Source organism: Aquamicrobium sp. YD-1-mutant5 (assembly GCF_059509755.1).
The window spans coordinates 1-20,395 of sequence record NZ_JCAKKP010000034.1; the positions used below are offsets into that span (position 1 = coordinate 1).

The window sequence follows — 20,395 nt, forward strand, 5'->3', positions numbered from 1 at the left end:
TGTAGCGGCTTGCCAACATAAGCGCCTCTGCTCGCAAACATCGGCATTTTCTGCTCGAATTATCTGACAATGGAGCGGGCGTCGTGCTCACGCTCCCTGCCAATGTGCTCGCAAACATCCGGGTCTGCTTGCAAACATCCCCCACGTGCTCAGATTAATTGCCAGCGACGGCATGGTCAAACCGGGACGCCTGCCTGTCGTAGTTGCTCGGTCAGCTGACGGGAATATTCGGGATCAAGGGTGCCCGCCAGGAAGGCGCGGATATCCGACGGCCGAGCATTGAGGTGCGTGACCAGAGCCGTCGCATCGTAACCATTTCGGGTCAACGTCGGTTCGAGATCGTCGATGGCGCGGGACAGGACCTGCTCGACGATTTCGGCGGTAACCGGCTTGGCGCCGAGGCGAAAGCCCTGCTCGAATGCGAGGGTGAGATGCATCTCGATCTGAAGCGGCGTGCGCAAACGTTCGGCGATGAGGTCGATGGCTTCTTCCTCGAGGAGTTCGCCAACCTTTACGCCTTCGGCCGCACAGGCGCCAAGCAGCCAGGCAACATAGTCGCGGCGCGCGGAGCCGATCCCCTCGTAGTCAAAAATGGTCGTGCGGTAGCCAATCTCCTCCATTTGCGGCCGGCGCAGATCATTGCGCAACCGGGGATGCCCGACAAGAAGTACGGAAAGGAGCACGCCGGCGTCGGCGACCACCTCCATCAGTCGCTTCAGGCCGGTTAAGGTCTTGTGGTGCAGGTCATGGGCCTCGTCGACCACGAGGACGATCGGCCGTTTGCCTTTTTTCATGATGTCGCGCAGGTCGCGCTCCCGGCGCTCGGCCTGCTTGGGGATCTTGACCTGCGCACGATCGCCGGGAGACAAGTCGTAGAACAGGGCTTCAATGAGCGATGGCAGCGAAGTGCGCCGCTTGTCGACCGCCAGCGATTTGGCGAGTGCGACCTTGCCGGCTTTGGTGAGTTCGGCCTCGATGCGGCGCAAAAGGTGGGTTTTCCCCGAACCGACCAGGCCGGAGACCACGACAAGCCGACCGGTCTGGACGGCCGCACACACCTCGCGGATGATCGTGCGCTGATGCTCGGTCTCAAAGTTGCCGGCCCCTTGGAAAGGCCGGTCGAGGCCGTAACTGGATTGAACGTCAGCGAGCATCATTCTTCCTTTCTTCGCGCCTGGAAGCGTTCGCGGATACGGGCCGCGATCATCTTTTTGTCGAGTGTTTCTCCAAGCAGTTCATTGATGAAGGCGCGGTCACCGGCATTCATCGCGCCGATCGGCCGGCCGAGCTGGTCGGCGATGGCCCCACGGGCTGCGAGGCCATTTGGATAAGCGGTCTCTATTGCGGGTTCCGGAAACGGTGTCCGCCGTACACTCAGCCCAGCCGTGGTCGGGGGCAGCGAAGGCAATGGACGATCCCCGCCGGTGACCGCGGCGCGGGGGAGCCCAAGTTGGTCTGCCAGGCGCACCACCTTGTCGAGCCGCTCTTCGAGCTTGCTCTTCTGGTATTTGCGATAGCGAAAGAGGGGAACCGCCCCGCGCGAAGGTTGGAATGGACCGAAGCGCTTGCCCTCATGCTCGACGAACAGTTCCTGATCGAACAGGCCCCAGAGCAAGGTCACCGTTTCGCCGGCAAGTTCGGGCTCGACCTCATAGGATGCGCCTTCGACCGATACGGTCGCGTCTCCAGCAACCGTCCGTCGTTCCGGTTCGCGCGCAAAGGCGCAGAACCGCTCCCAGGAGCACATCGCCCGCACCCCGTCAGGAGGAAGATGCCGCAGCCAATCCTCGATGCGTGCATGAGACTCTGTGCGATGGTCGCCGTTATTGTAGGTGACCAAGGCGCGCCTGAGCCAAAGGTTGGCTTCCTCTTCGTCCTTCGGCTTGTGGAAATGATAGAGGGTCTCGTGCACTTCCTTGATCGTGCGAAACGGCCGCTCGACCTTGCCTTTCGCTCGCGCCGGCGTGCGCCGCTCGCTGTCCGACGGGGGCATATGCGTGAGAACCCGGACACCAAGGCTACCCATGACGGACTGGAAAACGCGCGAGCGGCTCACCGGCCCGTTATCCATATGGATGGTCGTTGGAATCCCCTGAAGCGGCAGTTCCGGTTCAGGCTTGGCGGCGAAGGCATTGTAGAGAAAGCGCAAGGCGGACTCCGCGTCCTCGCCGTAGACGGAGCGGTATTCCTGATAGCTCGCGCCGGAGCGATCATCGACCACGGAGAACAGCATCAGCGTCGGCCGGCCGCGCCCTTCCTCGACCCAAAGCGGCGCTTCCACCTGCTTCAGGTCGGACGGGCTCATGTCGAAGTGCCAGAGTTCGTTGGAACGCCGCGCCTGGAATCGGACGGCAGCCACCGGGCGGGTGACGCGCGCATAATCCAGGCCGGAAACACGCAGCAGCCGATCGACCGTTGCGCGTTTCAAGATGCCGGGCGGTGCACGGACCAGGCCATCGGGCGTCACCACGCCGTCTTCCTCAAGCAGCTTGATGGCGCGCGCCGTGGAGATATGCCGCCCCTTCCGGTTCGCCGTTCTGATCTTCAGGGCCGCGATGATTTCGGCATAGGTTTCCATCTCCGGCTGCGGGGCGATCCGGGAGGTTCCGTGATCGGCGCGCCGTACGGATTTCGGGCGGTTCAACTCCCGCAGCGCCCGATACAGGGTCCAGATCGAGATGCCGTAGGCATCGGCGGCACGAGCAACAATCTCGGTACGGCCTGGATCACGGGGAGAAAGCAGCGACAATCGGCGTCGAAGATCGACAAGAGCCTCTCCGGGCGGCCGCTTTCTCCGCTCAGCCATGGACGTCCTCGGATTCCACTGTTTTGGGAGAGCCACCCTTCTTGCCGATATGACGATAGAGGGTTGCAACAGAAACCCCCATGCGCTGCGCAATATTGCGTACCGGTATGCTGCCTTCCTTCATCAGGGCGCGCGCCGCGGCAATATCGCCCGGGCGCATCGCGGGCGGGCGGCCACCCTTGCGGCCACGTTGCCGCGCCTCGACCAGTCCAGCCGTCGTGCGTTCGCGGATCAGAGCACGTTCGAACTGGGCGATCGCACCGAAGACATGGAAGGTCAGCATGCCGCCCGGCGTCGTCGTATCAATGCTCTCGGTCAAGGACACGAGCCCGATCTTCGCGCGCTCCAACTCTTCCGCCGTCGCGATGAGCTTCTTTAGCGATCGCGCCAACCGATCGAGTTTCCAGACAACGAGCGTGTCACCAGTGCGAAGCACGTCGGAGAGAATTCGGCCCAATTCCGGGCGGTCATCGCGAGCGCCTGACCCGCGCTCGGTAAACACCTTCTCGCAACCGGCGCGTCTCAGCGCCTCAAGCTGAAGCTCCGGATTTTGATCGATCGTGCTGACCCTGGCGTACCCGACCCGCATAGCCATCCAAATGTTCTTGAAAGTCGTTGGACACATAGCATTTTGCGACAACCGTTTCTATAACAGTTTTGAGAAGATTCCATCGCGCCATTCAAGGGGCGTGACGGCATGCGCTATGGCATGCTCAAAAACCCTCGTTTATGACAAACGATCCATGGAAACCAACTATGTGTCTGACGGCCGAATATTCGCGACATGGAGCAGGGAACCTTACGCATCGAAAATCGGGCGGTCCCCGATCTTGTCCCCCTTGTATGGGATACTCCGGGAATTGAGGCGGCGATACCAAAGGATGCGGTCGGCCAGGCCGTTACCATGTTCGAGCCGCAGGAATGCGCCAACTACTTCAAATCTTGCGGATATGACCCCGAGTAATGTGGACGTGCTCTAGGTCACCCAGAGGGGCGCTCGCATCGAGTATAACCTTAAGCGCGATTGCTTCCGGTGAACCATCCTCCATATGTACGGGATGTACAGCCCACACAGACTTTTCGAGAACCACATTCTCAACAGAAACCTCATAAAGCCTACCCGACGCGAGCTCATCGAGGACAGTGCTCCTCATCACGATCGAAATGCCGAGACCAGCTCGAACTGCATGCTTCACAGCCTCAGTGCTCCCGACATTGAATGAGATTGGGAATTGCTCTGCCGCTTGGCCGAAGGCCTCGCGGAGCACGGATCCGGTACCGGTTCCACGTTCTCCGCCAATGAGGGACTCTTGAAATAACTCTGCCGCTTCAATTGTTTTTCGCGTCCTCCAATTATGCTGTGGGGATACGATTATTACCAGCTTTTCCTTCCGCCAAAGGCGGGCTTGATATCCTTTTCGATCGTCCCACCATTCGGTAAAGGCTAGATCAATCTCCTTCCTCAAGAGCTTTTCGATGATTTCAGGATTTGAGGCAACGGCCACCTCAGGTGGCCGGCCTTGAGCATCCTGTAAACGCTTCAAGTGGACTGGCAAAATATAGGTACCGATGTTAGTACTGGCACCCAACGTAATCCGGCCGCTGTGCAGGCGGTCCAGAGATCTCTTCGTGACGGTCAAAAGGCTGCGTGCGAATGGCAAGAATACGAGCCCTTGCCGAGTCGGCACACACTTGTCCTTCCTCCTCTCGACCAGCCGCACCCCTAGTATATCCTCCAATCGTTTCACATTATGTGAGACAGTCGGTTGGGATATCTGAAGCCGTCGCGACGCCTCGTGAAAGCTGCCAGTTTCGATTACCTCTATGAATGCTGCGACATGCGAAAGGCTAAACATTACTTTCTCTAATCAAGGAATTAGTTGAACCTCGTTAATTGCCGCACGAGGTCTTCGGCCTTGGACAAAATCTATAATGTTGTCAGCAGCCTCGTGCTCGATAGCCAAACGCGACTTCGCCACTGCTGAGCCTATGTGGGGTGTCAAGATCGAATCATGTTCGCGATTGAGGAGACCCCCGTGGACCTTGTCAGGCCGGTCGGGTCTGGCCCAGTCCTCCATCTCATAAACATCAGCGGCGTAGCCTCCCAAGCGCCCCGCCTGCAATGCAGCGACAACAGCCTCTTCATCAACCACGCTTCCGCGTGCAGGATTAATAAGAAGTGCTCCTTTGGGCATTTTGGCGAGTTGTTCAGCGCCGAGGAGATGCTTCGTTTCGGCCGAAAGCGGGAGTGCACACACAAGAAAGGTAGACGACGAGATCAACTGGTCAAATTCAAGAGGCTTTACGTTCAGTCTGATCTCATCGGCTTTGTCCAGGGATTGACGATCCCAGTACGACACAATGGCGCCGAAGGTACTTAGGCGCTGTGCTATAGCTTTTCCGATCGCTCCCATCCCTAAAATGCCGATTGCTGTGCCCTGCAGCCCAAGGCCGTAAAACCGAGGGCGCCAACCTTTGTAATCCCTCCTGACGCTCTTGTCGCCTGGCAGAATGTGCCGCCCAAGAGCAATCATCAGACCGATTGTAAGTTCGGCTGTCGGGTCAGTGAGAAGATCGGACACTATCGTGACGTGGACTCCACGCTGCGTGCAGGCTTCGATGTCGAAGTTATCGAAGCCTTTCAGCGCACATGCCACAAGTTGAAGATCGGGAGCGTGCGCGAGTACAGACGCGTCGATCATGTCCGGCATGAACGCCATCATCGCCTTGGCGTCGCTCAATTCTGCGAGCAGTTTCTCGCGGGGCCATGTATCATCAGTATCGTTGCAAACTAAACGAGCGTGGGGAGATAGCTTTGAGATAATCTCCTCGTGGACGCGATGGGTGATTACTACCTTTGGGAGCATTTAATTTATCCTTCTATTGCAGCTGGCGGCGGAGGAGAGCGCCGACCTGGTCAACGATGGTGACCATCAGAAGGACAACGAGCATGATCGCAAGAACCTCCTGATAATTCATGATCCGGAGGGATGTCATCAACTCGAAACCGATACCACCAGCTCCCACAGTGCCCAGGATTGTCGAGGCGCGGAAGTTGTACTCCCACCGATAGATGGTCACATCGGCCAATTGCGGTAGAACTTGTGGCAAGATCGCCCGCGTCACGATCTGGAACGGCGACGCACCAGCTGCGCGTGCGGCTTCTATAGGCGCATTATCGCAATGCTCGATCGCCTCCGCAAAGAACTTGCCCACCATGCCAACCGAGTGAAGACCAAGAGCCAGCACGCCTGGGAGCGCTCCAAATCCCACTGCCGCCACGAAGACGATGCCCATAATCAGCTCCGGGATCGACCGTAGACCATTCAACAATCCACGCGAGATCATATAGATGACAGCGTTGGGTGCTGTTTTCCCTGAGGCGAAAAAGCCAACTGGAAGTGATATCAGTACCGCGATCGCAGTCCCAGCTATACTCATCGCCAGAGTGTCGATGAGAGGGCTGATCCACTCCAAGCCTCGGTTGAAATCCGGGGGAAACATTTCCGTACCGAGCTGCCAGAGCGCAGGAAACCCAGATCCCAGACGCTCCAGATCAAGAAGACCGGAGTGATAACTGCTAACAATGATCACACACGCAATTGCCAACGCGATCACGCCAGCTCTGGTCCAAGCTTTGTTTTGATGTTGAAGGATAGAGTCGTAGTCGGCCGACGGCTGTGTCATCACATATCCTGGAAGAAAGGACGCAGGCCAGCGCCTGCGTCGAAAGGTGAGAAACTGTCTCGAACGCGCCTTACTGACTCAGGTCCAAGTTCAGCACTTTACCGAGCTCACGGACGACGTCGTAGGCTTTGTCATCGATCGGAGCGAACCCATCGGCTTTGAAGGATGCCAATACCTTTTCGTCTTTAAGGTCGATGAAGGCTTTGGTGATCGCCTCTTTCAACGAAGTGTCAAGATCCGACCGCATGGTCCAGGGGTACTGCGGGAACGGATCGGACTCGGCGAGGGCGATAACTTTCTTAGGATCAATGGTGCCACGAGCGACCATTGAATTGTAGATGGGCAACGAAAGTCCGCCAATCTGAGCATTGCCATTCTGCACTGCAATAGCCACGGCATCATGCGACCCTACGAAGTTCTCGCTATAGTCTTTTCCAGCCTCAACTCCGGCCTTAAGCAGCATAGATTTCGGGATAAGGTGGCTTGAGGTGGAAGCCACGTCCCCAAACGCGACCTTTTTCCCTTTTGCATCTTCAAGGCTTTCGATGCCAGCCTCTGCATTGGCGACAACTACAGCGCGATAGGTAGTTTCGCCATCCTTCATAACTGCTGCGAAAGGCTCGATATCAGCCTTGGTTTTCGCGAGCGTGTAAGAGAGCGGCCCGAAATAAGCCAACTCAAGCCGGCCGAAACGCATCGCTTCGATCATTGACGAGTAGTCGGTCGTTACGATCAGTTCAATCTCCCGACCGAGTGTCTTCTCAAGATACTCCTCGAGAGGACGATTGTTTTTGATGACAGTGGCGGCGTTCTCGTCCGGTAGCAACGCGACGCGCAATGTCTCTGGATTTGAGCCAGCATGCGCCAACGAACTCCAGCCAAGAACGGCGAGGAATGCGAGGGACAGAAGCTTCTTCATAATGCGGCCTCCATGGCAGCTAAAGGTTGATCATACTCGTAGTTGGACAAATCTTGTGTTGTGGTCGGATTTCTTGGGGCGCTGCGGTAGATCGACGCACACATTTGATCGGTCAGTTCGTCGACAGCGGCGTCCGCAACCACTTCCCCGTCGCGCATAGCAATGACCCGGTCGCCGAACCGGCGAGCTAGATCGATCTGATGAAGGCTGATCACAGCAGTGATGCCGTCGGCTGTGCATATTTCGCGAAGCTGCGACAGGACCTCGACAGCCGTTTCAGGGTCCAGACTTGCAACGGGCTCATCTGCAAGGACCAGTTGGGGCTTCTGGACCAGCGCGCGCGCAATGCCCACCCGTTGCTGCTGACCGCCGGATAGTTGATCCGCCCTGACGAGAGCCTTATCAAGAAGGCCTACGCGTTCAAGGCATTCCAACCCCAGCCTTCGATCCGAACGCGGCATAGGGAACAACGTACGCCAGCCAGAGTGGTAGCCCAGGCGGCCCGTCATGACGTTGTCGAGCGCGCTCAAGCGCCCTATGAGTTGGTGCTGCTGGAATATCATCCCAGTTCGCCTTCGGTGAATGCGAAGCTTAGTTTCCGCATCCAGAGCACCAATATCGTTAGAAGTGATCGAACCAGACGTCGGCGCAACCAAGCCGTTGAGTGTCCGGATGAGGGTAGATTTGCCTGCGCCGGATCTACCGAGGAGCACGACGAACTGACCCTGGTTGAACGTCAATGTCGTTGTCTTCAAAGCTTGGGTGCCGTTGGCATAGGTCACGGCAACTCCGTTCAGAGCCAGCATCACAATAATCCTGATCGTTAGTGGTGCATCGATTGAATATTTGCATCACTATGGGCGACATATGACGTCCGTTTATCAGGCTCGTGAAACTTCAATGACAGCACTTAAACTCAGCTCTACCTCCTCGCGTAGCTGCGATGGAGAAATTTCACCCAGAGCCGCCTGATCATGACGGCCCGGTCCCAATTCTACACCACCTTGACGGATGCTATCCCATATTCGGCCAGATAAACCGGCCCTTCTCCAGCCGCCGGGTAAAAAGGCAGGCGCCCAGACCATCATGCCAGATGATCTTCAAAATATCCGATCTGCGGCCCCTGAAGACGAAGAGATGCCCTGACAACGGATCATGCTGCAGAACCTCCTGCACCCGAAGCGCCAAGGAGGGAAAGCCACAGCGCATGTCCGTATATCCGCGCCTTCCTGGCGGGCACCCTTGATCCCGAATATTCCCGTCAGCTGACCGAGCAACTACGACAGGCAGGCGTCCCGGTTTGACCATGCCGTCGCTGGCAATTAATCTGAGCACGTGGCGGATGTTTGCAAGCAGACCCGGATGTTTGCGAGCACATTGGCAAAGAGCGTGAGCACGACGCCCGCTCCATTGTCAGATAATTCGAGCAGAAAATGCCGATGTTTGCGAGCAGAGGCGCTTATGTTGGCAAGCCGCTACACCTAGTAATTTGCGCGCGGCGCTGACCAGCGAGCATGTCCGCAGCAATGACCGTCTGGCCCGCTTTGTCGGCGTGGACGCCTATGAGGCCGCAGGCGGCAACGTGCTGCGCGATCTGTTCGCGGAGGACGACGCGACATTCTTCACCGATCGGCCATTGTTGTTGAGGCTGGTGGGCGAAAAACTGGAAACGGTCGCGGAAGAATTTTCGCCGCAGGGCTGGAAATGGGCGGAGATCAGCATCGACGGCGGCAGCATCCACAGCGCCGGATATGGCCGGATTTACCCGGAGCGCCGCGACCATACCGACGAGGAGCAGGCCGAATCGTCCGCTCTTGCCGAGGCTTTTGACGAGCTGGCCGCTCGGATCGAGGCCTATGCCGAGGGCGATCCTGAAATCGCGGCCGACGAGGCGCGGCTTGCCGAAATCGAACAGCGCATCGAGGCGATCAGGGACGCGACGGAAAGTTTTCGGCCGGAAGAACAGGCCCTTGCCGGTTGCCTTGTCGCAGTCGCCTATGACGGTTCCCTTCAGGTGACGCGCGGGCTTGTGAAGCCGGAGGACCGCAAGGCGCTGGACCGGCTGCGTGATGGTGCTCGGAATGGGGACGATGCTGGCGAGGCCCCTGCCCTGCCCGATGCGGCCGAGCCCGCCGAGCCGTCCGGATACTCCGCCACGCTCATCGAGGAACTGACGGCAGTCCGCACGGCAGCACTTCGCGTCGAACTGGCGAACCGTCCGGAGATCGCGCTTGCCGCCATGCTGCATCCGCTGGTGCTGCGCTGTTTCCATGACGGCTACCAGTATCTGCGCATGGATTCGGCCGTCGAGATCAGGGGCGAGCGCAAGGCGCTGGACCCCTGCATCAAGGAGCCGGAAGCCTGCCGAGCGCTTGCCGGCTGGAAAGAGATCGTGGGCGGATGGGGCCATCGTCTTCCCGGCGACCCAGCCGACCTTTGGGAATGGCTCATCGAACAGCCGACCGATGTCTTGACCGAGCTTCTGGCGGTGGTCACGGCGGCGAACCTCAATGCGGTGTCCGCCCGATATGACGCCAGCCGCAGCCGCATCGAACAGGCCGATCAGATCGCAAGAACCGTTGCTCTCGACATGCGCGCGTGGTGGACGCCGGATGCGGAATTCCTCGCCCACCTTTCCAAATCGACGATCGCCAGCATCATGCGCGAGGCCGGTTGCTCCGAGGATGCAGCCAGGGCGATCGAGCGCGCCCCAAAGGCCGAGGCGGTAGCGCAGGCGACAAGGGAACTGGACGGCAAGGGTTGGCTCCCCTCCCCGCTCACGTTGCCCGATGATGATGATGCCGCTCCGGCCGAGGACCGGAATAATGATGCCGATAATGACAGCACGACCGACACCATGCAGATCGCGGCCGAGTAAGCAGCAAGACTTCCTTGCACAACAGAAAACGCCCGGAGCGCACCGCTTCGGGCGTTTTCTATTGGCGCGGGGGCTGACCCGGGCCGGGATCGACCCGACCGGGTCAGACGAGGGGTGCCCCATAGCCCCGCCCCTCGTGCTCCCCTCCCACCCCTGGCCGAGATTGAGTCGGGCGCGATTCGTGCCTGATTTGCACCCGGCCAGTGTCGGCGGCGGAAGCGATACTTCATGTTTTCAACGACTTGAACCAAGGCATTGCAGAATCAGCGATTTTAGCGTTGCATGCAACACATGAGTCGCTTGGACCCTGCCACAGCCCGCGAGAGACTTATCGCTCATAGAGAGCGACGGCGCGCGGCTGGCCGGGTGCTGGTGACGACCGACCTTCCGGGGGACCTGGTTGCTCTTGTCGATCAGACCAAGGAAGAACGCGGCGCGTCAGCACGCGCGGCGATCATCGAGGAAGCATTGAGGTTTTATTTCGAGCAGAAGCAGAGGGCATAAAAGAAAAGCGCCCGACCGTTAGCAGCGGTCTGGCGCTTTTGGATTTCGGAACCGGCTAGATTGGAGGGCTCCCTAACTCTCCCCCAATTTAGCCGAGCAGACCCCGCCCCGCAAGAGTGATTCTTGCAGGGACCGGCGAAGCTTTGTCCGCCGTCCACAGTGTCATGCCCTCCCAGGACGGAGAGGACGAAGGACCATGTTTGAACAGATAGGGACGGTGCTCACGGGAGCGCCGGCCGGACGGGAGCGCACGCCCGTCCGAAGGCATAGCCGTGCAGCGGGACGCTGCGAGGGCGTATTCTGGCGCCGCACCGATCGTCAGGAGGTCCGCAAGATCCTTTTGGCGGCGCGGCGCTACGAGCTGGCGCTACGTCAACCCGGATCGCGCAATGGTCCGCTCGGCTCGGTGGCGATCGAGATACTCGAGCTCATGGGCAATCTGGTGAATTTTCGCACCGGCCGGCTCGATCCGTCGATTGAAACCCTCAAACGCTATCTCAGGCGCTCGCGTGACGCGATCGTCAATGCCTTGAAGAACCTTCGCGCCCACGGCTTCCTCGACTGGCTGCGCCGCTATGTGCCGACCGGCAACGAGGGCCGCGGCCCCCAGGTGCAGCAGACCAGCAACGCCTACCGCCTGTCATTGCCGGCGCGGGCTTTGCGGCTTCTCGGTCGCCGCGCCGAGGCCCCTCCCCTTCCCGATGACCACAGCGACGCCCTGGAAGCCCGTCAGGACGCGCTGAAGGCGCACCAGGACAGCCTGCCGCCCGATGAGCTGCCGCTCTTCGTGCTGGGCGATAGCCCCCTTGCTCAAAGCCTCGCGAGGCTAGGAAAGATGGTGAAAGAACGTGAGTCCGCCAAGCGGACTGAATCCCAACTTGGTTCTATTCCTATAAGGGAAAAATAGAAACGGACGCCGCTGTCCGGGCTGCTTACGCAGCCCTGCGGCGGTTCCGGCCCGCTTATAGGGCGGGCCGGGATGCGGAACCATCAAAAATAACCGCCAGCGACAGGACTCGCGGCAATGTCGAATGGGCTTTCGAAGAAGCTGCGGCAAGGGTAGTGCATAAATGTGATAGCGGATTACTAGCTGTTAGCATTTTATAAGCTGATTGCTAGTCGCGAATTAACAGCTTATAAATCAACTGCTGCTAACATGCTGCTAGCTATCAGATGACTGGAGGGCAAATGGCCGTCATATCGTTTGTTTCGAGCAAAGGCGGGGTCGGAAAAACGACTTCCGCCGTTGTGCTTGCCGGTGAGTTCGCGGCAGCCGGGCGCAAGGTTGCGTTGATCGACGCGGACCCCAACAGGCCGCTTGAAGCCTGGTCAAGGCTTCGGCCGCTGCCCGAAACCCTACGCATCATAGTCGATGACTCGGCCGAAACCATCATCGACACGATCGAGGACGCCCGCGCAGACGCGGATTTTGTGATTGTCGATCTTGAAGGCACGGCAACGGATCGCATCGGTTTTGCCGTCGCGCGCTCGGATTTGGTCCTGATTCCGCTGCAAAGCTCGGTTCTGGACGCGGCCGAGGCCGCGAAGTCGGTCAAGTTGGTCCGCCAAATGTGGAAGGTGGCGAACCGGGTAATCTCTTATCGCGTGTTCTTTACGCGCGTGCCGCCGGCGATCCGCGAGCGCACGGCACGCGACATAGAACGGCAGTTTTCCGGCGCTGCGGTTCCGGTGTTGCCGGCCACTTTGATCGACCGCGCGGCCTATCGAACTCTTTTTTCCCTGGGAGGCACGCTGCACGAGCTAGAAACGTCCGATGTGTCTGGACTGGTAACCGCCAAGGAAAACGCGCGCGAATACGCGCAAGCCGTCATCAATGCCACCAGGGGAGGGGACGCATGACCGGCGACGAAAAGAAGCGCGCCACGCTCGACTTTGGCGATGAGCTGGAAACGCCGCTGGTCCCGCCCGTCGATCCGAATGCGGTCAAGGCCGCCACACGCGCGGCGGGATTTCGCGAAACCCCGAAAGCCTCGGATCTGTTTCCATCATCTCCCGGCCGGCCGGCGCGCCGCACGCGGCGCAAGACAGGCCGCACAGAGCAGTTTGCGACACGGCTGCGCGCCGATACCCTCGAAGCGATCTACGCCTATGCCGACCGCCATGAGATCACGCTTGCCGAGACGATCGAGCGGGCAATGGCGGCTCTTAGAGACGATGAGGGGTGAATACCTTGAAGTGTAACGCTAAGTGCCATATATAGGCGGATGAGGAAATCGCGTGAGGGTTTTCAAAGGCAGCAGGTTTCAAAAGTTTGCCCGTAAGGAGAATATCTCCGACGCCATGCTGTGTGAAGCAGTAGAACGCGCTGAACGTGGCCTTATAGATGCCGATTTAGGAGCCGGTCTCATTAAGCAGCGGGTCGCACGGCCTGGCGCTGGAAAGTCTGGCGGCTTTCGGACGTTGATTTTCTTCCGAACGCAGACAAGGGCCGTTTTTGCCTTCGGGTTTGCCAAGAGTGACATAGCGAATCTCGAAGATGACGAAGAAGCGGCCTTCAAGAAGGCGGCGAAGCTGGTGCTAAGTTTTACCGATGCGCAGATGCACGCCGAAGTAATAGCCGGCCGACTGATAGAGGTGAATTGCAATGGCCAAGGGTTATAAAAGCGAGGCGATGGCGGCTATCCACGAGATGATGGAAGGCTTCCATCAGAGCGGCGCTATCGACAAACAGACAATGCGAGAGTTTGACGAGGCGTGCCTTACGGCTGTTGAAACGCTCGCGCCGGAGGAAATCCGCGCCATTCGGGAGCGTGAGCGTCTGTCTCAACCTGTTTTTGCCCGCTACCTCAATGTGAGTAAGGGTCTGGTGTCGGATTGGGAGCGCGGCGTGAAGAAGCCGGGAGGCCCGGCGTTGCGGTTGCTTACGGTGGTGCAGAAAAAGGGACTTCAAGCCATCGCTTAAGGTTCTGCATGTTGGTCAGCCGCCGGCGGAAGCCGCGATCGGCCCGGAGGCGACCGCGCTTTCGAATCGCGCCGTAGGTTGCCGGAGGGCCGTTCTCAGGAAGGACCCGGCGCTATTAGCGCCGGGTCCGTTTGCCCTCATCCCTGGTCAAATATGCCGCGGAATTCAGGATCGGCGTAATATTGCAGCTTGCCGGCGACGATCGGGCGTTGCCCGGCGATGAAGAGCAGTTCGGTATGCTGGGGGAGGTTGCGGACCTCATCGGGCGTGAGCAGCGGCCGGCCGACATGCTGTTCGCCGAAGGTGAGGCCGGACTTTTCGGAATCGAGCGCGCGGCTCATGGGCTTGAACACGACGGTCTCCTGGCCGAGCAGATCGGAGACGAGGCGGGCGCTTTCATGATCGTTGACGCCGAAGACCTGGAGGACGCCGGCGTTGGAGAGGAAGGTGCCGGCGCGCTGCCCGTAGGTGGCGCGAAGCTGGTGGACGTCCTGCAGGATCGGCCAGAGCTGGACGCCGTAGCCGGCCATGAGGCCCATGGCGCGCTCGACCGGCGCAAGATGACCGAGGGCTGCGAACTCATCGAGCAGATAGAGGACCGGCCTGGTCGACGCGTCGGCCGGCCGGGCGGGGGAGGTTGCGGCGGTCCTGGCCATGTCGGTGAGGCTTTGCGTGACGAGCAGGCGCAGCCATCTCGAATAGCTCCCGAGGCGATCGGGCGGCAGAACCAGGAAGACGGTCGCGGTATGGCGCTTGAGATATCCGAAGGCGAAATCCGACCGGCCGAGAACCGCGGTCATGCGCGGACTGTCGAGGAAATGGGTGTGGCGCTGCGCGGCCGACAGCACGCCGGCGGCTTCCCGGTCAGATTTGCCGAGATGACGGTTCGCGGCGCGGGCGATCAGGCCACCGGCCGCGGCTGACCGCTGCATTTCCTTCAGGAGCGCAGTGAAGGTTTCGGGGGCAAGGGTGAGGCATTCGCGCAGGGTGGCGAGCGTTCGCCTGTCCTTGGGCTCGTGGGCGACGATATGGAGGATCATCCCGGCGATCAGCGCCTTGGCTTCCTCATTCCAGTGCGCCTCGCCGACAGCGCCTGGCTCATCATGGACCAGGGCGTCGGCAAGGGTATTTACATCCTCTGCAAAATCGAGGCCGGCGGGATCGAGCGCATCGAGGGGATTGTAGGCGGCCGATGGTTTGCCGGTTACGCCAAAGGGATCGAGGACATAGACCGGCCCGAAGTTTCCTCGCGCGCGGCCAGCGATCCTGGCGTTCTCGCCCTTGGGATCGATGCAGATGATGGAGCGATCGGCGGTGAGCAGATTCGGGATGATCGTGCCGACGCCTTTTCCGGTGCGCGTCGGCGCCATCGTCATCAGGTGCGCGGGACCATCATAGCGCAGCAGCTTTCCGGTCTTTCCGTCGCGGCCGACGAGCAGGCCGGATTCCTGGCGGGTGAGGGGAGCGATTTCCGCCTTGGTGGCGAAGCGGGCGGTGCCATGCGTGTCGCCGTCCATGCCGCCGAAATGCTCGATCATGGGATTGGTCAGAAACCGGAAGGCGAGGACAACGAGAAAGGCGGTTATCACCACATCGGCGGCGATCCAAAGCAGGTCGCCCGGCTGCAGGCCGATCGCGTCCAGAAGGTATCTCGCGCCTAAGAACAGGGCGATGGCGACGATCAGAAAGAAGAAGCCGAGTTTCAGGACGTAGGGGCCGGCCCGAAAGGGAGCGGCGATCAGCGCGGCAATCGCCCACACGGGATCACGGGCGGTTTGGCGCATCATGTTCTTGAATGCTGCCCATGCAAAGGTTGCCTGGTTCACGATGCAGCTCCGTCGGTCCTCGGAGTGCCGGTAGGCGCGGCAAGCAGATCGTCGAACAACTCCTTGTCGGCATCGCGGGTGAGAAAGCCTGGCAGCTCGCGGCGCAACCAGTCGCCGAGGCGCTTTGAGAATTCCTCGTCACGATCGGATTCGAGGCGGTGCAGCACGAGCGCGCCGAGCAGGATCTTGCGGCGCGTGTCCCTGACGCGTTCCTGTTTGGAGAGCCTGGCCTGTAGCGTCTTTCGCTGCGCATCCAGTTGCGCCAGCCGTTCCTCGATTGATTTCCGGGCCATAGGCATTCGTCTCCTGCTTTTGTCGCCGACGTTCTAGCGAGACCTGTCCAGCAGGCCAACCGTTCCAGGTCATCAATCCACCATTTCCGCAATATCAAATGTCGAATTCGACAGTCTACATGTGATCCGCCAGCGCTGTTACAGCGCGCTACACCATAACGAAAAGAGCGAAGCGAAGGAAGTTTTAAGGGCGCACTTACGACTTGCTGCGCAAGTCAGTGCTTGATAGCCTGCGATTCGTTTTCGGGAACGCGCAATTTGGCGATCTATCATTGCAGCATGAAGCCGATCGCACGGGCTTCGGGAAGAAGCGCGGTCGCGGCGGCTGCTTACAGAACCGCGACGAAGATATTGAACGAGCGCGACGGCCTGGTGCATGACTTCACCCGCAAGGAGGGCGTCGAGCATTCCGAGATTGTTTTGCCTACGGGCTCAGATGCCGAATGGGCGCGCGATCGGGCGGCTTTGTGGAACGCGGCGGAGAAGGCGGAGGTTCGAAAAGACGCCCGTGTCGCCCGCGAGTTCGAGGTTGCCTTGCCGCATGAACTGTCGGCCGAGCAGCGGGTTGCGCTAACGCGGGACTTTGCCCAGGGCCTGGCCGATCGCTACGGGACGGCGGTGGATTTCGCCATCCATGAGCCGCACGGGGCAGGGGACATTCGCAATCATCATGCGCATGTGATGATGACGACGCGGCGGGTCGAGGCCGACGGGCTTGGCGACAAGACGGCGATCGAATTGAAGAACGCGCGGTTGCTTTCGGACGGTCAGCCGACTTCAATGATGCAGCTTCGGGAAATCCGGCAGTCCTGGGAGCATCATGCGAACGAGCATCTGGCGCGGGCCGGCATCGAGGCGCGTATCGACCATCGTTCTCACGCCGAGCGGGGCCTTGAGATCGAGCCAACCGAGCATATGGGCGTTCATGCCTCGCAGATGGACAGGCGGGGCCTGGCCGTATCCAGAACGAGGTTGGATGCTGAGGCGGCGACACGCAACGCCGAGCTGATCCGGAAAAAGCCGGAGCAGGTTCTTTCGCTCATCACGAACGAGAAGAGCGTGTTCGACCGGCACGACGTGGCGCGGGCGCTGCATCGCTATATCGACGATCCGGACGCTTTCAGAAATGCCTTTGCATCCGTCATGGCGTCGCCGGCGCTGGTCGAGTTGCAGCCGGAAAAGATGGACGGGCCGGAAGGAGCGGAACTGGCGCGCTATTCGACCCGCGAGATGGTCGAGATCGAGGGCCGCATGGCGGGAGCGGCGGAGCGGCTGTCGCAGTCTTACGGCTATGGTGTGGACCGCGCGCATGTCGGCCAGGCGCTCGACCGTCAGGATTCGGCGATCCGGGCGGGTGTGTTCGCCAGCACCGCCGGCCAGGTCGAGCGCGGTGAGATCGGCGCTGCGGGGCTCAGCAGCGAGCAGCGGGAGGCGATCGGGCACATCACCGGCCCGGAGCGCATCGCTGCCGTTGTCGGGCTTGCAGGGGCCGGCAAGAGCACGATGCTCGCAGCCGCGCGGGAAGCATGGGAGCGCCAGGGGTATCGCGTCCATGGTGCGGCGCTCGCCGGCAAGGCGGCCGAGGGGTTGGAGGAATCGAGCGGCATTGCGTCCCGAACGCTGGCGTCATGGGAATATGGCTGGCAGGCAGGCAAGGGTGAGATCGGCCGCGGCGACGTGTTCGTCATCGACGAGGCCGGCATGGTCGGATCGCGTCAGCTCGCCCGCTTCGTCGGCGAGGCCGAGCGATCCGGTGCGAAACTGGTCCTGGTCGGCGATCATGAGCAGCTTCAGGCGATCGGCGCCGGCGCGCCGTTCCGGGCGATCGCCGAGCAAATAGGCTTTGCCGAATTGCAAGATGTGCGCCGGCAGCGCGAGGACTGGAGCCGAGAGGCGTCGGTTTCGTTCGCCAGGCACCGCACGGCCGAGGGGCTTGCCGCCTATGCGGAGCGGGGAGCTATCCGGTTTGCCGACACCCGGGAAAACGCTCGAGCCGACATCGTGCGCGATTACATGGCCGATCTCGAGCAGCGGCCTCAAGCGAGCCGGGTGGCGATGGCGCACCGGCGTGTCGATGTCCGGGCTCTCAACGCCGACATTCGATCCGCGCGCCAGGAACGCGGGCAGTTGGCCAAGGGTGAAGCCGCCGGCGAGATCAGTTTCCAGACCAATGCCGGGAAGAGAGAATTCGCCGCCGGCGACCGCATCGTGTTTTTGCAGAACGATCGCGAGCTTGGCGTTAAGAACGGCATGCTCGGCACCGTCAGTCATGTGGAAACGGGTCGGCTCACGGCCGAGCTGGACGGATCGAGGGGAGGGCCAGGGGGAGGAGAAATCCGGAGCGTTTCCATATCGACGCGGGATTATGCCGCCTTCGATCATGGCTATGCGACGACGATCCACAAAACTCAAGGGTCGACCGTCGATCGGGCGTTTGTGCTGGCGTCCGGCACGATGGACCGGCATCTGACTTATGTGGCGATGACGCGGCACCGCGACAGCGTTCAGCTCCATGCCGGCCGTGACGAGTTCAAGGACGAAAAGGCGTTGTCGGCCACGTTCAGCCGGGCCGGTCTCAAGGAAACCACGCTCGATTACGCTAAAGCCTACGCCGAACGGCGCGGCCTCGCCGAAGAGCTTGGCATTCGCAGCGAGATCGAGATTCCGCAGGCCAGACAGCAGGCACGGCAACGGGAGGTTTCGTCGCATGTGATTGAAACGGTCCCGACCCGCTTGGGCGGGGGGCTTGGGAAGCAGAGCCGGGACCAAACTCACGAAACCGCGAGCGGCGGGAAGGTGGGATGGGCCGGTGTCGAAAACAAGGCCGAGGATCTCCCCGGCGACCGCCAGGAGTCGCCGAAACGGGTGGCCAAGTTCGCCGGCCTTCGGCTTTCGCGCGGCCCGGAGCAGGGGAACCAGCAGCGCCAGGGGCCGGACCGCTTTGCCGGCGTGTCATTGCCAGCCGGGAAGGGGAGGGAGACGGCAGAACCGTTGCGATCGAGGATGCAGGACGGGTTTGCGGTTGCGGTCGACCGCTACGCCCAGGCGCTTCACGCGGCCGAACGCATGGCAGCGAAAGACCTTCCCATCCTCGAACACCAGAAGCTCGATTTACAGAAGGCCGGCGCCGCGCTCGACCAGGAACGGCTTGGCGCGGTCAGCACCATGCGTTCGGCCTTCCGGCACGATCCGGAGATGGGCCGCGCGATGGCGGAATTTTCGGGCCGGGAGCGCACAGCGCAGCTCGTCGCCGGTATTGAGCGCGAGGAAGGTTTGCGAGCCGATCCGAACGTGCGGGCCGAGCGCCTGGTTCAGCGCTGGACCGAGCTCGAAACACAGCACAAGGCGCTTTCAGGTTGGCAGCACGACGCCGAGCGTAAGCAGGTGGAAGGCCAGATGAAAAAGGTGGCGCATACGATCGGCCGCGACCCGCAAGCCGAGGCCGCCATGAAATCGCAGGCCGAAAAACTCGGCATCGGCCGGGACAGCACGCTTGGCCAGGCGTTGCAGGAGCGGCAGGCGGCCCAGATGCTTGAGCAGAAGCTGTCGCAGGGGCTTCGCCTCAGCCGCGGCATCGAAATGGAACGATAGGGCAGGGCGGTCAGGAGAAGGCATGGCGGAAGAAACGCAGCACGGGCAGGACCGGCACGGCGACGAGGAGCAGGACGAGGCGGCACGCGCTTTCGATGATCTTCGCGCCGAAATCAACGTGCAGCGGCGGGCGATCGAAGCCCTGTTCGACCAGCTCGAATCCGCCCGCCCGCCCGATTACGCGCCGACCCTCGGCGTCATCTCCGAGCGGATCGGTGAGGTCGAGGAACGCCTTGCATCCTATGAAGAGCACCCCGCCCTGAAACTCACGCCCGAACAGCACGGCCGCGCCGTCGCGTCGGCCGGGGCCGAACTTCTGCGCAATGCCGTTCAGGCCTTCGACCGTGAAGCGCGCGAGACGGAGCGCGAGCGTCACCAACTCGCCCGGATGATCGGCACGGTGCGCGATCGGCGTCAGCAGCGCCGGGCGCTCGCCTGGACAGCCGTCGCGTCGCTCGTCGCCGGCCTGGTGCTGTTCCCGCTGGTCGCCGCCCTCGCGCCAGGCGGCGGCTATCTCGCCGCGCTCGCCACCGGTAACGCCGATCGCTGGACGGCCGGCAGCGACCTCATGTATGCCGCCGACCCCGAGGGCGCCCGCAACCTGGTTTACACATCCACCCTACTACAGGAGAACGCCGAGGCGATCCGGGCTTGCCGGGATGCGGCGCGGCAGACAGGAACGGCGCAGACATGTGAGGTTTCAGTGCCGGCGCCGTAACGTCGCAAAAATCCTAGCATTCGCGACAAAATCACGGGCGCTGATTTCTCAGGGGAAATTCCGTCGCAAAAGTCAGGGGCAAAAGTCAAATTTGTGCGACAGACTTTTGCGGGGCTTGTCGCAAACATTTTCGGAGCGCGCAATTATCCACTGAGCGTCCTCGTTTTCATGCTTTGTTAACCTTTTGTAGTCCGAAGAGGTGCGCGAGCAGATCGTTCTGATCATTTACGGTCCACACGCCGGAAAAGCC

Annotated in this window: 20 protein-coding genes and 1 pseudogene; 9 read left to right on the forward strand and 12 right to left on the reverse strand. The window is 60.8% G+C overall.

Annotated elements, in window-relative coordinates; genetic code table 11:
• Positions 1 to 176 precede the first annotated feature (176 nt).
• The 9 genes from AC5XE7_RS20350 to tnpB all read right to left on the reverse strand — a co-directional run bounded on the left by AC5XE7_RS20350 (position 177) and on the right by tnpB (position 8,720).
• Complete coding sequence (locus tag AC5XE7_RS20350) at positions 177 to 1,157, reverse strand: ExeA family protein (protein ID WP_003501092.1); 981 nt, start codon at positions 1,155 to 1,157, stop codon at positions 177 to 179.
• Complete coding sequence (locus AC5XE7_RS20355; protein ID WP_003501095.1) at positions 1,154 to 2,806, reverse strand: IS481 family transposase; 1,653 nt, start codon at positions 2,804 to 2,806, stop codon at positions 1,154 to 1,156. Before AC5XE7_RS20355 ends, AC5XE7_RS20350 begins: the two co-directional genes overlap by 4 nt.
• The gene (locus tag AC5XE7_RS20360) at positions 2,799 to 3,401 is read right to left on the reverse strand and encodes a recombinase family protein (protein WP_003501098.1); all 603 of its coding nucleotides are present in this window, start codon (positions 3,399 to 3,401) and stop codon (positions 2,799 to 2,801) included. Before AC5XE7_RS20360 ends, AC5XE7_RS20355 begins: the two co-directional genes overlap by 8 nt.
• A gap of 340 nt (positions 3,402 to 3,741) precedes the next feature.
• A complete protein-coding gene (locus AC5XE7_RS20365; RefSeq protein ID WP_003501100.1) occupies positions 3,742 to 4,662 on the reverse strand; it encodes a LysR family transcriptional regulator in 921 nt (306 codons plus the stop codon).
• A gap of 12 nt (positions 4,663 to 4,674) precedes the next feature.
• The gene (locus tag AC5XE7_RS20370) at positions 4,675 to 5,673 is read right to left on the reverse strand and encodes a phosphonate dehydrogenase (protein WP_003501101.1); all 999 of its coding nucleotides are present in this window, start codon (positions 5,671 to 5,673) and stop codon (positions 4,675 to 4,677) included.
• A gap of 13 nt (positions 5,674 to 5,686) precedes the next feature.
• On the reverse strand, positions 5,687 to 6,493 hold the full coding sequence (phnE, locus tag AC5XE7_RS20375; RefSeq protein WP_006473411.1) for a phosphonate ABC transporter, permease protein PhnE: 807 nt from the start codon (positions 6,491 to 6,493) through the stop codon (positions 5,687 to 5,689).
• Positions 6,494 to 6,563: 70 nt separating this feature from the next.
• On the reverse strand, positions 6,564 to 7,412 hold the full coding sequence (gene phnD / locus AC5XE7_RS20380) for a phosphate/phosphite/phosphonate ABC transporter substrate-binding protein (RefSeq protein WP_046802286.1): 849 nt from the start codon (positions 7,410 to 7,412) through the stop codon (positions 6,564 to 6,566).
• The gene (gene phnC, locus AC5XE7_RS20385) at positions 7,409 to 8,218 is read right to left on the reverse strand and encodes a phosphonate ABC transporter ATP-binding protein (protein ID WP_006473175.1); all 810 of its coding nucleotides are present in this window, start codon (positions 8,216 to 8,218) and stop codon (positions 7,409 to 7,411) included. Before phnC ends, phnD begins: the two co-directional genes overlap by 4 nt.
• A gap of 208 nt (positions 8,219 to 8,426) precedes the next feature.
• The gene (gene tnpB, locus AC5XE7_RS20390) at positions 8,427 to 8,720 is read right to left on the reverse strand and encodes an IS66 family insertion sequence element accessory protein TnpB (RefSeq protein WP_080600525.1); all 294 of its coding nucleotides are present in this window, start codon (positions 8,718 to 8,720) and stop codon (positions 8,427 to 8,429) included.
• A 181-nt stretch (positions 8,721 to 8,901) separates the two neighbouring features.
• Between tnpB and AC5XE7_RS20395 the strand changes: the two genes are divergently transcribed.
• From AC5XE7_RS20395 to AC5XE7_RS20425, 7 genes are all read left to right on the forward strand, one after another.
• Positions 8,902 to 10,290, forward strand: a complete 1,389-nt coding sequence (locus tag AC5XE7_RS20395) for a hypothetical protein (RefSeq protein WP_272792272.1) — start codon at positions 8,902 to 8,904, stop codon at positions 10,288 to 10,290.
• A 291-nt stretch (positions 10,291 to 10,581) separates the two neighbouring features.
• Positions 10,582 to 10,794, forward strand: coding sequence for a ribbon-helix-helix protein, CopG family (locus tag AC5XE7_RS20400; RefSeq protein WP_272792271.1), 213 nt, complete (start codon positions 10,582 to 10,584; stop codon positions 10,792 to 10,794).
• A gap of 196 nt (positions 10,795 to 10,990) precedes the next feature.
• Positions 10,991 to 11,701 carry a helix-turn-helix domain-containing protein gene (locus AC5XE7_RS20405; RefSeq protein WP_272792270.1) on the forward strand — a complete coding sequence of 237 codons (711 nt, stop codon included), beginning with the start codon at positions 10,991 to 10,993 and terminating at the stop codon, positions 11,699 to 11,701.
• A gap of 281 nt (positions 11,702 to 11,982) precedes the next feature.
• Positions 11,983 to 12,654: an AAA family ATPase gene (locus tag AC5XE7_RS20410; protein WP_272792269.1), complete on the forward strand. Its 672-nt coding sequence runs from the start codon at positions 11,983 to 11,985 to the stop codon at positions 12,652 to 12,654.
• A complete protein-coding gene (locus tag AC5XE7_RS20415; RefSeq protein WP_272792268.1) occupies positions 12,651 to 12,980 on the forward strand; it encodes a stability/partitioning determinant in 330 nt (109 codons plus the stop codon). The genes AC5XE7_RS20410 and AC5XE7_RS20415 overlap by 4 nt, the downstream gene beginning before the upstream one ends.
• Positions 12,981 to 13,032: 52 nt before the next feature.
• Positions 13,033 to 13,416: a type II toxin-antitoxin system RelE/ParE family toxin gene (locus tag AC5XE7_RS20420; protein ID WP_272792267.1), complete on the forward strand. Its 384-nt coding sequence runs from the start codon at positions 13,033 to 13,035 to the stop codon at positions 13,414 to 13,416.
• Positions 13,400 to 13,717 carry a helix-turn-helix domain-containing protein gene (locus AC5XE7_RS20425; RefSeq protein WP_272792266.1) on the forward strand — a complete coding sequence of 106 codons (318 nt, stop codon included), beginning with the start codon at positions 13,400 to 13,402 and terminating at the stop codon, positions 13,715 to 13,717. Before AC5XE7_RS20420 ends, AC5XE7_RS20425 begins: the two co-directional genes overlap by 17 nt.
• A 137-nt stretch (positions 13,718 to 13,854) precedes the next feature.
• On the opposite strand, the gene AC5XE7_RS20430 is transcribed toward AC5XE7_RS20425, so the two are convergent.
• Both AC5XE7_RS20430 and AC5XE7_RS20435 read right to left on the reverse strand, forming a co-directional pair.
• Complete coding sequence (locus AC5XE7_RS20430) at positions 13,855 to 15,543, reverse strand: type IV secretory system conjugative DNA transfer family protein (protein ID WP_495367372.1); 1,689 nt, start codon at positions 15,541 to 15,543, stop codon at positions 13,855 to 13,857.
• Positions 15,540 to 15,836, reverse strand: a complete 297-nt coding sequence (locus tag AC5XE7_RS20435; RefSeq protein WP_272792264.1) for a mobilization protein — start codon at positions 15,834 to 15,836, stop codon at positions 15,540 to 15,542. Before AC5XE7_RS20435 ends, AC5XE7_RS20430 begins: the two co-directional genes overlap by 4 nt.
• Positions 15,837 to 16,094: 258 nt before the next feature.
• Here AC5XE7_RS20435 and traA point away from each other — a divergent pair, with 258 nt between their 5' ends.
• Both traA and AC5XE7_RS20445 read left to right on the forward strand, forming a co-directional pair.
• Positions 16,095 to 19,427 carry a Ti-type conjugative transfer relaxase TraA gene (traA, locus tag AC5XE7_RS20440; protein ID WP_272792263.1) on the forward strand — a complete coding sequence of 1,111 codons (3,333 nt, stop codon included), beginning with the start codon at positions 16,095 to 16,097 and terminating at the stop codon, positions 19,425 to 19,427.
• Positions 19,428 to 19,449: 22 nt separating this feature from the next.
• Positions 19,450 to 20,145, forward strand: coding sequence for a DUF6118 family protein (locus AC5XE7_RS20445; RefSeq protein ID WP_272792262.1), 696 nt, complete (start codon positions 19,450 to 19,452; stop codon positions 20,143 to 20,145).
• A gap of 166 nt (positions 20,146 to 20,311) precedes the next feature.
• Here the strand turns inward: AC5XE7_RS20445 and AC5XE7_RS20450 are convergent.
• Positions 20,312 to 20,395 (reverse strand): annotated as a pseudogene (locus AC5XE7_RS20450) (IS6 family transposase); the annotation flags it as partial.

What these genes read in the sequence shown, in the direction of transcription:
- AC5XE7_RS20350 (WP_003501092.1), bottom strand. Translation starts at nt 1,157, where the DNA reads ATGATGCTCGCTGACGTTCAATCCAGTTACGGCCTCGACCGGCCTTTC.
- AC5XE7_RS20355 (WP_003501095.1), bottom strand. Translation starts at nt 2,806, where the DNA reads ATGGCTGAGCGGAGAAAGCGGCCGCCCGGAGAGGCTCTTGTCGATCTT.
- AC5XE7_RS20360 (WP_003501098.1), bottom strand. Translation starts at nt 3,401, where the DNA reads ATGGCTATGCGGGTCGGGTACGCCAGGGTCAGCACGATCGATCAAAAT.
- AC5XE7_RS20365 (WP_003501100.1), bottom strand. Translation starts at nt 4,662, where the DNA reads ATGTTTAGCCTTTCGCATGTCGCAGCATTCATAGAGGTAATCGAAACT.
- AC5XE7_RS20370 (WP_003501101.1), bottom strand. Translation starts at nt 5,673, where the DNA reads ATGCTCCCAAAGGTAGTAATCACCCATCGCGTCCACGAGGAGATTATC.
- phnE (WP_006473411.1), bottom strand. Translation starts at nt 6,493, where the DNA reads ATGACACAGCCGTCGGCCGACTACGACTCTATCCTTCAACATCAAAAC.
- phnD (WP_046802286.1), bottom strand. Translation starts at nt 7,412, where the DNA reads ATGAAGAAGCTTCTGTCCCTCGCATTCCTCGCCGTTCTTGGCTGGAGT.
- phnC (WP_006473175.1), bottom strand. Translation starts at nt 8,218, where the DNA reads ATGCTGGCTCTGAACGGAGTTGCCGTGACCTATGCCAACGGCACCCAA.
- tnpB (WP_080600525.1), bottom strand. Translation starts at nt 8,720, where the DNA reads ATGGTCAAACCGGGACGCCTGCCTGTCGTAGTTGCTCGGTCAGCTGAC.
- AC5XE7_RS20400 (WP_272792271.1), top strand. Translation starts at nt 10,582, where the DNA reads ATGAGTCGCTTGGACCCTGCCACAGCCCGCGAGAGACTTATCGCTCAT.
- AC5XE7_RS20405 (WP_272792270.1), top strand. Translation starts at nt 10,991, where the DNA reads ATGTTTGAACAGATAGGGACGGTGCTCACGGGAGCGCCGGCCGGACGG.
- AC5XE7_RS20410 (WP_272792269.1), top strand. Translation starts at nt 11,983, where the DNA reads ATGGCCGTCATATCGTTTGTTTCGAGCAAAGGCGGGGTCGGAAAAACG.
- AC5XE7_RS20415 (WP_272792268.1), top strand. Translation starts at nt 12,651, where the DNA reads ATGACCGGCGACGAAAAGAAGCGCGCCACGCTCGACTTTGGCGATGAG.
- AC5XE7_RS20425 (WP_272792266.1), top strand. Translation starts at nt 13,400, where the DNA reads ATGGCCAAGGGTTATAAAAGCGAGGCGATGGCGGCTATCCACGAGATG.
- AC5XE7_RS20435 (WP_272792264.1), bottom strand. Translation starts at nt 15,836, where the DNA reads ATGGCCCGGAAATCAATCGAGGAACGGCTGGCGCAACTGGATGCGCAG.
- AC5XE7_RS20445 (WP_272792262.1), top strand. Translation starts at nt 19,450, where the DNA reads ATGGCGGAAGAAACGCAGCACGGGCAGGACCGGCACGGCGACGAGGAG.